This is a genomic window from Promicromonospora soli, from assembly GCF_014653785.1.
GTDB classification, from domain to species: domain Bacteria; phylum Actinomycetota; class Actinomycetes; order Actinomycetales; family Cellulomonadaceae; genus Promicromonospora; species Promicromonospora soli.
In genome coordinates this window covers 628,865-642,214 of sequence record NZ_BNAS01000003.1, presented here as the reverse complement: position 1 = coordinate 642,214, position 13,350 = coordinate 628,865, and the positions used below count along the sequence as shown (strand labels likewise).

Annotated in this window: 12 protein-coding genes; 3 read left to right on the top strand and 9 right to left on the bottom strand. The window is 68.6% G+C overall.

The features are described 5' to 3' along the window. Position 1: 1 nt before the first annotated feature. From IE250_RS12955 to IE250_RS12940, 4 genes are all read right to left on the bottom strand, one after another. Positions 2-1,000: an ABC transporter permease gene (locus IE250_RS12955; protein ID WP_189669665.1), complete on the bottom strand. Its 999-nt coding sequence runs from the start codon at positions 998-1,000 to the stop codon at positions 2-4. A 27-nt stretch (positions 1,001-1,027) separates the two neighbouring features. After that, positions 1,028-2,548, bottom strand: a complete 1,521-nt coding sequence (locus IE250_RS12950) for an ABC transporter permease (RefSeq protein ID WP_189669664.1) — start codon at positions 2,546-2,548, stop codon at positions 1,028-1,030. Between the two features lie 200 nt (positions 2,549-2,748). After that, complete coding sequence (locus tag IE250_RS12945; RefSeq protein WP_189669663.1) at positions 2,749-4,563, bottom strand: ABC transporter substrate-binding protein; 1,815 nt, start codon at positions 4,561-4,563, stop codon at positions 2,749-2,751. A gap of 247 nt (positions 4,564-4,810) precedes the next feature. After that, complete coding sequence (locus IE250_RS12940; RefSeq protein ID WP_189669662.1) at positions 4,811-5,260, bottom strand: cold-shock protein; 450 nt, start codon at positions 5,258-5,260, stop codon at positions 4,811-4,813. 280 nt (positions 5,261-5,540) lie between these two features. Here IE250_RS12940 and IE250_RS12935 point away from each other — a divergent pair, with 280 nt between their 5' ends. Continuing rightward, positions 5,541-6,122 carry a histone deacetylase gene (locus tag IE250_RS12935; protein ID WP_229872410.1) on the top strand — a complete coding sequence of 194 codons (582 nt, stop codon included), beginning with the start codon at positions 5,541-5,543 and terminating at the stop codon, positions 6,120-6,122. 9 nt (positions 6,123-6,131) lie between these two features. Beyond that, positions 6,132-6,704 (top strand): GNAT family N-acetyltransferase, encoded by a 573-nt coding sequence (locus tag IE250_RS12930; RefSeq protein ID WP_189669661.1) that lies wholly within the window; start codon positions 6,132-6,134, stop codon positions 6,702-6,704. Here the strand turns inward: IE250_RS12930 and IE250_RS12925 are convergent. Next, positions 6,664-7,452, bottom strand: coding sequence for a GNAT family N-acetyltransferase (locus tag IE250_RS12925; protein ID WP_189669660.1), 789 nt, complete (start codon positions 7,450-7,452; stop codon positions 6,664-6,666). The two genes, IE250_RS12930 and IE250_RS12925, sit on opposite strands and share 41 nt — an antisense overlap. Before the next feature lie 159 nt (positions 7,453-7,611). Then, on the bottom strand, positions 7,612-9,465 hold the full coding sequence (locus IE250_RS12920; RefSeq protein WP_189669659.1) for a BCCT family transporter: 1,854 nt from the start codon (positions 9,463-9,465) through the stop codon (positions 7,612-7,614). Between the two features lie 315 nt (positions 9,466-9,780). Between IE250_RS12920 and IE250_RS12915 the strand changes: the two genes are divergently transcribed. Then, positions 9,781-12,132, top strand: coding sequence for a pectinesterase family protein (locus IE250_RS12915; RefSeq protein ID WP_189669658.1), 2,352 nt, complete (start codon positions 9,781-9,783; stop codon positions 12,130-12,132). 82 nt (positions 12,133-12,214) lie between these two features. On the opposite strand, the gene IE250_RS12910 is transcribed toward IE250_RS12915, so the two are convergent. From IE250_RS12910 to IE250_RS12900, 3 genes are read right to left on the bottom strand one after another with little or no spacing between them, the layout of a single operon-like run. Next, a complete protein-coding gene (locus IE250_RS12910) occupies positions 12,215-12,640 on the bottom strand; it encodes an SRPBCC family protein (protein WP_189669657.1) in 426 nt (141 codons plus the stop codon). A gap of 27 nt (positions 12,641-12,667) precedes the next feature. Further along, positions 12,668-13,051 carry a hypothetical protein gene (locus tag IE250_RS12905; RefSeq protein WP_189669656.1) on the bottom strand — a complete coding sequence of 128 codons (384 nt, stop codon included), beginning with the start codon at positions 13,049-13,051 and terminating at the stop codon, positions 12,668-12,670. A gap of 20 nt (positions 13,052-13,071) precedes the next feature. Continuing rightward, positions 13,072-13,326 (bottom strand): nickel-binding protein, encoded by a 255-nt coding sequence (locus IE250_RS12900; protein ID WP_189669655.1) that lies wholly within the window; start codon positions 13,324-13,326, stop codon positions 13,072-13,074. Positions 13,327-13,350: the final 24 nt, after the last annotated feature.

Below are 13,350 nucleotides of genomic sequence, written 5' to 3'. Positions count from 1 at the left end.
CTCAGTCCTTGTTCCGGTTCTGGCGGGGGTCGAACGCGTCACGCAGGCCGTCGCCGATGAAGTTCACGCACAGGGCGATCGTCAGGATCAGCATGCCGGGCCACCAGAACAGCCACGGCCGGGTCGCGAAGGCGGCCTGGTACTCGTCGATGAGGGTGCCGAGCGACGTGTCGGGTGCCTGCACGCCGAAGCCCAGGTAGCTGAGCGACGTCTCGAGCAGGATGGCCGAGGCGATGGCGAGAGTCGCGGACACGATGATCACGCCTACCGAGTTGGGCAGGACGTGCCTGGTGATGATGCGCCAGGGGCTGGTGCCGACGGCCTGCGCCGCGAGCACGAAGTCGCGCTCGCGCAGGGAGAGCACCTCGCCGCGCACGAGGCGGGCCAGGCTGGTCCAGGTGACCAGCCCCAGCACGAGGGCCAGGCCCCAGATGCCCCAGCCCGACGCCGTCTTGCCGAGCACGGCTGCGACAACCAGCAGCGGGATGACGATGAAGACGTCGGTCAGCCGCATGAGGATCGCCTCGAGCCAGCCGCGGTAGAAGCCGGCCACGGCCCCGATCAGCGTGCCGACGATCGTGGAGATGATGCCGACGGAGAACGCGATGATCAGCGAGAACTGCGTGCCGCGCATGACCAGGGCGAAGTAGTCCTTGCCGCCCGTGTCCTGGCCGAACGGGTACGCCCACGTGGGCGCGCCGTCGCCGATCTTGTCGTACTGCAGCGTGTAGCCCTTGGGCCACCAGCCGGGGATGGGGCCGATCCCGATGGACGTGAACGCCACGACGATGATGAGGCCGAGCACGATCATCGAGCCGAGCGCGGCCTTGTGCCGGAAGAACCGGCGCGCCACGAGCTGGCCCTGGCTGTAGGACTTGTCCTCGCCGGGCAGCGGGCCTGCCGAACCGCCGGCCGCGAGGCCGATCGCGTCGGTGCTGGTGGCCGACACATGGGGCTCGTACTTCTCGCCGTCGGGGGCGGTGTTCCTGATGTCACTCATGTCTGTGTCTCCTGCCGTAGCCCGCGCTCAGCGCCGGATGCGGGGGTCGAGGGCCGCGTACGCAATGTCTGCCACCAGGTTCATCAGCACGGCAGCAACGCCCGTGACGAGGAAGAACGCCATGACCGGCGCTGGGTCGACGGCGTTCAGGCCGTCCTGGAACAGCGCGCCCATGCCCTTCCAGCCGAACACCTGCTCGGTGATGACCGCGCCGCCGATGAGGGCCGCGAAGTCGAATGCGACGATCGTCGTGATCGGGATCAGGGCGTTACGGAACGCGTGCTTGACGATGACCTCGCGCTCGGACAGACCCTTCGACCGGGCCGTGCGCACGTAGTCCTGGTTCAGCGTCTCGAGCATGGACGACCGCGTGTAGCGGGAGTGTGTGGCCACGGAGACCAGGGTCAGCAGGATCGTCGGCAGCAGGATCTGCGTGCCCATGTCGAGCACCTGCTCCCAGAACCCGCCGGTGAAGTTCGGCGTCTGCGAGCCGATGGTCGAGATCGGACGCGACTTGATGCTCAGGAAGCTGGCCCAGTGCGCGATGAGGATGTCCGCCACGACCATGATGCTGGTGATGAGTCCCGTGATGCCGGTGACGAGCATGACCTGCTTGCGCGCGTAGCCGCCCCAGGCGGCGCCGATCGCCACCGAGACCACGATCGCAACCACGAAGAGCACGGCGAGCAGCAGCCACGACGGGTCGTTGACCAGCATCGGGGCGAACGCAACGTACGCGACCGTGCCGACGACGGCGGTGGTGAGCGCCGCGTAGAGCGCCCGCCGGTTACGGAGGCCGACGACCAGCGCGGCGACGAGCACGCCCGCGGCAGCCGAGACCACGAGCACGCCGGCGATGCCGAACATCGGGTTACGCCACCAGTCGAGGGCGTTGAAGACGAAGAGCATGACGGTGACGAACGCGAAAGTAGCCGCGGCAGTGATCAGCCGGCGCCTCGTGGTCCCGCCGAGCACTGCCTGGAGGAGGAACCCCGCCAGTATCGCGACTATCACGATGGTCCACGGTGCGTACTGGCCCACGGCTATCCAGTTGTTGTACTGGATCGCCGCGAACTCCTTGAGCAGGGTCGCCGCCCAGAACACCGGCAGCGAGAAGAAGAGGAACGCGCTGAACGTGATCGAGTAGTCGAAGCCCGAGTACTGGCGGATCGCGGTGAGGATACCGAGCGCGATGCCGACGACGATGGCGAGCAGCGTGGCCACGGTGATGAGCCGCAGTGTCGAGGTGGCCGCCTGCTGGGTCAGGCCCAGCACGTCGACGCCGTTGATGGTGACGCCGAGGTCGCAGTTGCCCGTGAAACACCCTCCGACGCCGCTGAGCCAGTCCCAGTACCGCTCCCACGGCGAGTCGTCGAGCCGCAGCAGCGCGGACCGCTGGTCCATGAGCTGCTGCTTGTTCTGCACGTTGGACTCGCGCAGGTCCTTGAGCGGGTCGCCCGAGTTGATGGTCAAGAAGAACATGAGCAGTGAGGCGCCGAGCAGGACGAGCGCCGAAGCGCCGATGCGCCGGAGGATGAACTTGAGCACGGGTTGGCCCTTCGAGGCGGACGCAGCACGGCGTCTGCTGGGGAAAGCGATCAGCGTGTCACTATAGGACACCGGACGAAAATAGCCGCCATCGGCGCAGGTCAGACCGGGAAATTATCCTGAACGGCGGGGGACAGCCCTGCGGGGAAGGGAACAGACGCTCCCTTCCCCGCAGGTCCTTCGTGGCAGTCAGGCTCGCGTCAGGAGGCGCGAGACCACTGCTCGGCGTTCCAGAACACGCCGCTCTGGGTGGCCGTGTTCTGCACGTTGCTCAGGCTCGAGCTGTAGGCGATGACACCCGGGTGGGCGAACAGCGGGATACCGAAGAGCGTGTCCCACAGCTGCTTCTCGATGATCACGGTCTGCTCGGCGTGCACCGCCTCGTCCGTGGTCGAGGCCAGCGTGTCCCATGCCTCGTCGACGGTCTCGTCGGAGTACTTGCCGTAGTTCTGCGGGAAGCCCGTCGCGTAGATGTTCTGACCCGAGGCGATCTGGCCCGAGCCGGCCCACGCGAACAGAGCGACCTCGTAGTCACCGTTCGGCAGCGCCTTGTCGAAGAACTCCGGGTCGGCGCTGTCGACGATGTCGAAGCCCACCTGGTCGCACGAGGACTTGATGGCCTCGACCTCGGCGGCGCGACGCGGGTTCGGCGCGGCGTAGCCGATGCGAACCTTCTCGCCCTCCTTGAGGCCCGCGGCAGCGAACTTCTCCTTGGCGGCCTCGAGGTCGACCTCGTCGTACCGGCCGTCGTAGGACTCGGACACGACGTCGTCGTAGCTCTCCTGGAACGGGAAGACCTCGCGGGCGTTCATCATGACGGCGTCGGGGGCGATCGGCTTGATCAGGTCGTCCACGATCTTCTGGCGCGGCACGCAGAGCGCGAACGCCTCACGAGCCTCCAGGCTGTCGGCGAAGACGCCCGAGCCGAAGTTGAAGTCGAGGTGCTCCCAGGTCAGGTTCTGGTTGGTGTCCACCGTGACGGCGTCACCGAGCTGCTCGAGCTGCGTCACCGTGTCGACGGTGGGGCCGTTCGGCTGGATGACGTCGAGGTCACCGTTGGCGAGCGCCTGGATCTGCGCGTCGGCGGCGACGAAGCGGAGCGTGAGCTCGTTCGTGGCGGCCGGCGTGCCCCAGTACTCGGGGTTCGCCTCGAGGGTGATGTACTGACCGGCCTCCCAGCCGTCGGCCTTGAAGTTGTACTGGCCGGTGACGGGGGTGATCGCCGGGTCCGGAACCTCGCCCGGCTGCGACAGCCAGCCCTCGTTCCAGAACTTGGCGGCCTTCTCCAGGACCGTCATGTCGAGCTCCTGGATGGCGGTGACGAGCTCCTCGGTGGAGACGCCCGCCTGCTCGGCGACGACGTGCGCCGGGAAGGCGGAGCCGATCAGGATCTTCCAGTCGGCGTACACCCGCTCGTAGTCGTAGGTGAACGTCTTGGCGTCCGCGGCGTCAGCCTGCGGGCCCTCCGGGACGTAGTCACCCAGCGTCAGGCCGGAGATGTGGTTGAACAGCGGCGTCTCCGACGCGTCATCGGTGACCTTGCCGTCCTCCGTGATCGCCTGGGCGGCCCAGTCGAGCAGGTAGTCCGCGTAGCTGACCGGCGTGCCGTCCGACCAGACAGCCTCGTCGTTGAGGGTGTACTCGACCTGCAGCGGGTCCTCGGAGACGGCCTCGTAGGTGCCGTATGCCTCGTCCGTGCAGATGGTGCCGTCGGTACCGAAGTAGTAGAAGCCGCTGAACAGCCGGTCGGTGACCGCGCTGTTGTACGTCGAGTAGGTCTCCGGGGTGTTCGAGTTGTACCCGAGGAACTCGTCCTCGACGGAGGCCTTGATCTCACCCTCAGCGGTGGTGATGTCGCCGAGATCGGCCTTGCACGGGCCTTCGGCCGCAGCCGAGGTTGCCGTGGTCTCGCCGGCATCCGGGTCGTCGTTGCCCGCCGGGCTGGTGCACGCCGAGAACAGCAGCGCACCACTGGCAGCCACTGCGACGGCGGCGCTCAGTCGCCTGATCTTCAATGTTCCTCCTCAAAGGGATGCCGGTGTCGAACCACCGCCACCAGCATGGAGCCCGGTAGGGCCGCAACGCGTGGGGGTGAGATGTCCATCACCGTCATGGTTTCCACTCACGCTACTCACGCGATGGGAGGGTTTGCCCTGCTTCCTTGTTTGCCGTATCTGATCGTTACCGACCTGATATCGCTCCGTAGCGGCACCGTTGCCGCTTACCTGAGACCCGAAACAGGGCGGTAACACCCGGGTGAAGTCACACCCAACCGTGCGAGCGCGCCACCGCGACGAACGCACCTCGCGTCGCCAGGACCTGCTCGGCCGTGAGGGTCGGCACCGCCGCGAGCAGCACCTCTGTGACCTCGACGGCGAGCTCCCGTTCGGAGGGTGCGTCGTCGGAGCGCGGCCCTGCGTCGGGCAGCGGCGGGAGGAAGGTGGGAGCGGCCGGCGAGGCAGGCGCCACGGAGCCGACCGCGGCCGACGCCATCGCCGGTACCGGGGCCGGCGAGACCAGGGTGACCGACGAGGCCTTCAGGCCCCGGTCGCCGTCCTCCACCACGAAGTCCACGACGGCGCCCACCGCTAGGTTGCGCTTGTCGAACTCGAGGTCGTTGACGTGGATGAACACGTCGTCGCCGCCGGTGTCCGGAGCGACAAAGCCGTAGCCGCGAACCTCATCGAACCTGATGACCTTGCCTTGAACCACGACACACACTCCGCCTCGTAAGAACCCCTGCACCATCGAGTCTAGGACGCTTGTCCAACTCCACTTCGTCAACGCGCGTGCGTCTATCGGCGTTCCGTCAGGGCGGCTCTCGGACAGCCGGTACCAAGAATGGTTCCGGCTCGGTTCGGCTGCAGGAATCTGGGACGGGGGGGTGGTAGCGCGCCCATGTGCGCGCTAACATGGGCGTCGTTTGACTGACACCGCTCTCTTCGGGGGAGATCTTCTGCCGAGCATTTCGCCGAGTACCGAGGTCTGGTACGTGAGCTACGGGTCCAACATGGCCCGGGCTCGCCTGGCGTGCTATCTCGCCGGCGGACGCCCGCCGGGAGCTCGGCGACACTACCCCGGCGCGCGGGACCGCGCTCTCCCCCGCGAGGACCGGGCCGTACACCTGCCCGGACGCGTCTGGTTCGCGGGCAGGTCAGCCGTGTGGGGCGGCGGCACGGCGTTCTACGACCACCATGCCGTCGGCCCGACGCCGGCCCGCGCGTACCGCATCACCGCAGGCCAGCTCACCGACGTCGCCGCACAGGAGATGCACCGCTCCCCCGCGCACGACGATCCGCTGGAGGCCGCGCTCGTCGCGGGTATCGACGGTCGGCACGCGGCGGGGCCGGGCCGGTACGAGACGCTGGTCGCCGTCGGGCACCTGGACGGGCTGCCGATGGTCACCCTCACCGCGCCGCACGGGCACGCGGACGTGCCCCACGCGGCGCCTTCCGCCGCGTACGCGGCGACGATCAGCGCGGGTCTGCGCGAGGCGCACGGCTGGTCCGACGCCGAGGTCGCGGCCTACCTCGGGAAGGTCACCCCCCGCGACGACGCCGGCGGACGGCGCTAGCGTGCGGTAATGATGATCCGCGCGCTGGAGATCCCCGAGGTGCTGCGCCGCGCCGACGAGATTGCCGGGATCTTCCAACGTGCCTTCGGCCACTCCGACGAGCGCCGCGACCACTTCCGGGACACCCGGCTCGCCTACCTCCCGCTCTACGACGGCGCGCTGACGCTCGGCGCCTTCGACGGCGACGCCCTCGTGGGGTTCGTGTACGGGTTCGACTACCAGCCCGAGCACTGGTGGCCGAAGCAGGTCGGGCCGGCGCTCGAGGCCGCAGGGCACGCCGACTGGACGGTGGACACGTTCGAGCTCAACGAGCTCGAGATCCTCCCGGAGCGTCAGGGTCGGGGTATCGGGACCGCGCTCATGACCGAGCTGCTCGGCCGGACGACGCACCGCCACACGCTGCTGTCCACCACCGCCGACCCCGCCGACCGGGCCAAGGTGCTCTACCGCCGCCTCGGGTTCGTGGACCTGGTGCCGGGCTTCCGGTACGCCGGCGTCAACGAGCCGGCGAACATCATGGGCCGGCGGCGGGCGTCGCCCGTCAGCGCCGCCAGACGTACGGCGTCGTGGTCGACACCCTGACCAGGCCATAGCGCTCCAGGATGGGCCGTGAGTACTCCGTCGAGTCGCTGTGGATCAGCGTCTTGCCGCGCGCCAGGGCGGAGCGCGCGCGGGCCGCGGTCAGGGCCCGGTAGATACCGCGACCACGCCATTCGGGCCGGGAGCAGCCGCCCCAGATCCCCGCGAAGTCCGTGTCCACCACCGGCTCCAGGCGACCCGCCGTGACGATCTGCCCGTCGGCCTCAGCGACCCAGAGCTCCATGCCGTCGTCCAGACCGAGGCGACGCAGGATCGCGTTCGCGCTCTTGTCCGACGGCGGTTCGCCGAACACCTCGTCCGCCATCGCGGCCATGGAGCGCACGTCCGGCTCCTCGGTGATCCGGCGCAGCGTGACGCCGTCGGGCAGCGGGACGTCGACCGCGAGGGCTGCCGCTTCGCCGATCATGATCGACTCCGGCTCTTCCGGGACGAACCCGTGCTTCAGCAGGGCCTCGTGCAGGCCCGGGGCGTGGTCGTGGCCACGGGTCTTCCACTCGACCTTCGTGATGCCGCCGTCGGCCCGGAAGTGGGCAATGCCCTGGTCGACCAGCTCCTGCACGCCTGCCTCGTCGGCGCCGTCGAGGTCGCGGTACGAGACGAAACCACGCCCGCCCAGGAAGGTGACCAGCCGCAGCGGCCCGAGGTGGGTCACCGAGATCGCGCTCGGGGTCTCGGCGTCGGTGCGTAGCTGCTCGTCGTAGGCCCGAAGGAGGCGGGTGGTGTCGGTCATGGGCACACCGTCCTTGTGGGCGGTGGCGTCACGCAACCGAATATCGGTCGAGGCGTTGCGGGCGTCAGCGCGCGAACCGAGGAGGCACGGAACCAGTGCGGTTCCGTGCCTCCCAGGATGCGCCTGCCGGCGCGCTCGACGAGCGCGCCTGTGGCGCCGTCAGTCCTTGCCGTCGCGTCCGCTTCCGGCCCCCGCCAACGCTCCGTTGCCCGACGCCGCCGGCACGCCGTTCCCGGAGCCCGCCAGGAGGTTGTCCTCGGGGGCCGGCGCCGTGGCGAGCTCGAACGGCTCGCCGTCGTGCTTCTCGACGCCGGTGTCCACGGTCTCGGCCAGCACCTGGTCCGCCAGCTCGCGCTTCAGGACCAGCGGGTCGCGCGCGAGGTCCTTCCACAGCGCGACGCACAGCACGAGCATCACCACGACGAACGGCAACGCCGAGACGATGGTGATGTTCTTGAGGCCGTTCAGGGCGCTGGCCGGGTCGTTGCCGCCGGCCAGCAGCATGGCGGCGGCCACGGCACCCGTGCTCACGCCCCAGAACACCACCGACCTTCTGCTGGGGTGCTCGGCCCCGTTCTCGGAGAGCCCGCCCATGATGATGGAGGCCGAGTCGGCGCCGGTGACGAAGAAGATCGCCACGAGCACTACCGCGAGCCCCATCAGGACGAGCCCGACCCAGCCGGGAACCGGAAGGGCCCCGAGGGTCTGGAACAGGATGAGGTCGAAGTTGATGTCCGCCCCGCCCTCGCCGATGGCGGCAAGGGCCGCGCCGCTGTCCTGCGCCCGCTCGGCGCGCTCCTGGATGCCGATGGCACCGCCACCGAAGATCGCGAACCACAGCGTGGACACGACGGACGGCACCAGCAGCACGCCGACGACGAACTGGCGCACGGTGCGCCCGCGCGAGATGCGGGCGATGAACGGGCCGACGAACGGCGTCCAGGAGACCCACCAGGCCCAGTAGAAGATGGTCCAGGAGCCCATCCAGTCGGCCAGGGCCTGGTCCCCGGAGGCCGCCGTGCGCGAGGCCATCTCGGGGAGGTTGCCGACAAACGCGCCGAGCGATGCGGGCAGCACGTTCAGGATGAACAGGGTGGGACCGCCGACGAACACGATGATGGCGAGCACCAGGGCGAGCCACATGTTGGCGTTGGACAGCCACTGGATGCCGCGCTCGATGCCGGAGACCGCCGAGACGACGAACAGGGCGGTCAGGATCGCGATGATGACGACCAGCCCGCCGGTGCCCACGGCTCCGAGGAAGCCGGAGTGCTGGAGGCCTCCGCCGATCTGCAGGGCGCCGAGGCCGAGCGAACAGGCGGAGCCGAACAGTGTCGCGAGGATCGCCAGGATGTTGATGACCCGCCCGCCGACGCCGTTGACCGCCTTGTGCCCGAACAGCGAGGTGAACATCGAGCTGAACAGCTGGGTACGGCCAAGGCGGTAGGTGCCGTAGGCCATGCCCAGGCCCACGATCGCATACATGGCCCATGGGTACAGGGTCCAGTGGAACAGGGTGGTACCCATCGCGGTGGCCGCGGCCTCAGGCGTGGATCCGTCGACCGTCCCGGGCGGCGGGGACATGTAGAAGTACAGGGGCTCGCCGACGCCGTAGAACATCAGGCCGATGCCCATCCCGGTCGCGAACATCATCGCGATCCAGGAGGAGGTCTTGTACTGCGGCTTCTCGCCGTCCTGGCCGAGAGTGATCCTCCCGAACCGGCCGAGGGCCACGACGAGCACGAAGACGGTGAACACCGTCGCAGCGATCACGAACAGCCAGCCGAAGTTCTGGAGGACGCCGGCGAGGGCCGAGTCGGCCACCGTGCCGAGGCTGCCGGGGCTCGCGAAGCCCCAGACGATGAACGCGACGGCGATCAGGCCGGCGACGCCGAAGACGATCTTGTCGGTGCCGACGCGCTGCTCGGGGGTGTCCAGGGCGGCGCGCTCGACACGGTGTGCGGCGCGCTGGACGCGCCCCAACAGGGTCTTTGTGGATTCTGAAGTACTCATCACAACGGCACCCCTTCCCACTCGGGTCTACCGAGCTGTCTCACCGGGGCGCCAGGACTCCTTCGCTCATGATTACGGAAACAAAACGCCCACACGGTAGCAGCACATCCAAACTTCACCCCGGCCCGGTGCGGCGACCGGGGGACCTTGACCCTTGCCAATAACGCTGGCTAAATTGTCCGAAGTGTCCGTGTTTGCGCTAACGCACAGGGTTGTGCGTCGCGCCGTCGCGCACCGATCGGAAACACGGCTCCGCTGAGGCAGCCTGCCGAGCGGGACCGTTGCTCGTTCACCCGACGAAGGGATCGATCGACAATGAAGCGCGTCCTCAGAGATGCCCGGAGGGGGATCGCCGCCCTCGCGATCGCCGCCACCGCACTGCTCACCTCCACGGCCGCAGCCGTGGGCACCGCATCGGTCGCGGCCGCCGGCGTGCCGACGGCCGGAGGCACCTACCAGCTCATCGCCGGGCACAGCGGCATGTGTCTCGACGTTCCCGGCGCGTCGTCCGACAACGGCGTCGGGCTGCAGCAGTGGGGCTGCACGGACGGAGCCGCCTGGCAGCAGTTCCGGCTCACCGCCGTCGGCCAGGACCGGTACCAGCTCGTCAGCACCGGCAACGGCAAGTGCCTCGACCTGGCCGCCGGGTCCACCGCGGTCGGAGCCCGGGTGCTGCAGTGGGACTGCGCCGCCGACAAGGCCTGGCAGCAGTGGACGCTCACCGCCGGGACCGACGGCGCCTACCGCGTCGCGAGCGTGCAGAGCGGCCTGTGCCTCACGGTCCAGAACGCGTCCACCACGTCCGGCGCTGCGATCGTCCAGGGCGCGTGCACCACGGCGACCGACAAGCAGTGGACGTTCGACGACGGAGCCGCCGCGCCGGGCTCGTACACGGTGGCCGCCGACGGCACCGGGCAGTACCGCACCGTCCAGGCGGCGGTCGACGCCGTCGGCACGGGCAACGCGAGCCGGGTGACCATCACGATCAAGCCCGGCACGTACCGCGAGCGCGTCGTCGTCCCTGGCGACAAGCCGTACGTCAGCCTGGTGGGTGGCGGTGACAGCCCCGACGACGTCGTGATCGTCAACAACATCAGCGCCGGCATGGCCGGCAGCCACCGCGGCAGCGCGACGCTCGTCGCCGAGGGCCACGACTTCTTCGCGGACAATCTCACCGTCTCCAACGACTTCGACGAGACGAGCCAGACGTCCGGGCACCAGGCGCTCGCCGTCTACCTGAACGCGGACCGGGCCGTGCTCGACGACCTGCGCCTCCTGGGCGACCAGGACACGTTTCTGGTCAACAACAACGCGCGCGCCTACGTCACCGACTCGTACATCGAGGGCACCGTCGACTTCATCTACGGCGGCGGGATCGCTGTCTTCGAGCGCTGCAAGATCTACGAGAAGCGTTCCACCGGCGGCCCGATCACGGCTGCGAGCACGCCGGCGGAACGGGCCTACGGCTTCCTGTTCTACCGGTCGACCGTCACGGGGGCCACCAACGGCACCACCCAGCTCGGCCGCCCCTGGCGCCAGGGTGCGCAGGTCGTGTACCGGGAGTCGTCGCTGTCCGCGACCATCGCGACCAGCCAACCCTGGACCGACATGTCCGACGCCCAGTGGGAGAGCGCGCGCTACTTCGAGTACCGCAACACCGGCGCGGGCGCGACGGTCAACGCCAACCGTCCGCAGCTGACCGACGCCCAGGCCCTTGACTACACGCCGCGTCGCTACCTGGCCGGATCGGACGGCTGGAACCCGGTCGGCTCGCCGTGGTCCGCCACACCCGACGGGTTCGCCGCAACCGGGGGCGGCACCAACGGCGGCTCGGGCGGCCAGACCGTCACCGTCACGACCTACGCAGACCTCGAGCGCTACGCCACGGCGTCCGGACCGTATGTCATCCGGGTCGCGGCACCGATCACGGTCACCCCGTACGGCCGCGAGCTCCCGGTCACGTCCGACAAGACGATCATCGGCGTCGGGACCCAGGGCCACATCGTCAACGGAGGCTTCTTCCTCGGCGAGGGCGTGCACGACGTGATCATCCGCAACCTCACGATCCGGGACACGCGCATGGCCGACGACGACCCGGACGACAAGGTCTACGACTACGACGGCATCCAGATGGACACCGCCGACCACATCTGGATCGACCACAACCGGATCTCCCGGATGAACGACGGCCTCATCGACAGCCGCAAGGACACCAGCTACCTGACGGTCTCGTGGAACGTCCTGGAGGAGGGGAACAAGTCGTTCGGCATCGGCTGGACCACGAACGTCACCTCACGCATGACGATCCACCACAACTGGATCCGCGCTACCGCCCAGCGCAACCCCAGCATCGACAACGTCGCGCTGGCGCACCTCTACAACAACTACCTGCAGGACATCACCAGCTACGGCAACCTGTCGCGCGGCGCGGCGAGGACCGTGATCGAGAACGGCTACTTCGAGCGCGTGAACAACCCCTTCTACCGGGACACGACGGCGGCGTCGCTCACCCAGACCGGCAGCATCCTCGTCGACACGACGGGCCGGGCCGAGACGGGCGGCACGACGTTCCGCCCCGCGGACCACTACTCCTACCAGCTCGACCCGGCGGCCGACGTGCCGGCGATCGTCCGGGCGGGTGCGGGTCCGCAGCCGACGATCGGCTGACCGGGCCGACGGCGGGGTGGTTGCCTCGAGTGAGGCGACCACCCCGCAACCGCCCGCCGGGCTGGACGTCTTCCCGCGGTGGTCAGGATCGTTCGAGGACCTGCTTGAGGTTCTCGACGAACTGGTCATTGCGCTTGGCGACCATGCCGAGCATCCGCTTCGTCATCCAACCCATGAAGCCTCCTGCGTCGAGGTCCACGTGCCGGGTGAACCGCACGCCGCCCTCGACCGGCTGGATCGTGCGGATGTCGGTCGGAACCATCTTTCCCATGTTGCCGCCCTTGAGGACGACTCTGCGCGGGGCCTCGTAGGCGATGATCTCCTCGGTGCCGGAAACCATGGCCTTGACGTCGAAGACTGTGCCCGCACCGCGTTGGCCGTCTCCCTTGATCAAGGTCGCCGAGTGGACGTCCTTGTGCCAGGTCGGGTCGTTGCGCACGTCCGCGACGTACGCGAAGACCTCGTCCGCCGGCCTGGCGATGAAGGTGCTGCTTTCCCAGCTGATCATGGCTCTGTCCTCCATATCGATTGTGCCTCAGGCAGCCGTCGAACGGGTGAAGCCGGCGAGGTGCTCGGGCACCACGGTGACTCCCGGGTCGTACTGCCGGATGGAGTCGACGATCGGGGCGCCGGAGCCGCCGTAGACATGGCTGCTCACGACTTCTCCCAGATAGTCGCCGAGTGCCGAGCTGATGTGCTCGGAGACCACCTTCATGTGGAACTCCATCGACTCGGGATCGCGGTGGAGCTGCACGACCGACACCGTCTCGGCGTCCGCGTCGATGAAGACATGGAAGGCCACCAGCCGTGGCTCGTTGGCCTCGACGAACTCGGCGTGCTCGGCGAGCTTCTTCCGGGCGTCCTCGAGTCGACCGGGGCGAACCCGGTAGGTGCCCGTGTAGACGAAAGTCGTGGACATCGTTCTTCCCTCCTGTGCGGTCAGTGGCCCTCGACCACTTCGTAGATGCGGTTGGCGAGGAGCCCGTGCCCCTCGCGGTGGACGGCCGCCGCGGCCTCGGCGCTGGGGGCCTCGACGAGGCAGAAGACCTTCCCCACCGTGAGGTCGGCCCAGTACTGCTTGAAGGTCACGCCGTGCCTGTCCTGGTTCTGGAGATCGATGCGGTGGGCCTGTTCCAGCGCCTCGAGCGTCAGGCCTTCGGGGGCCTGTTCGTGGATGTCGAGATAGAGCGGCATACCTTCCTCCTCCTTGCGTCCGGT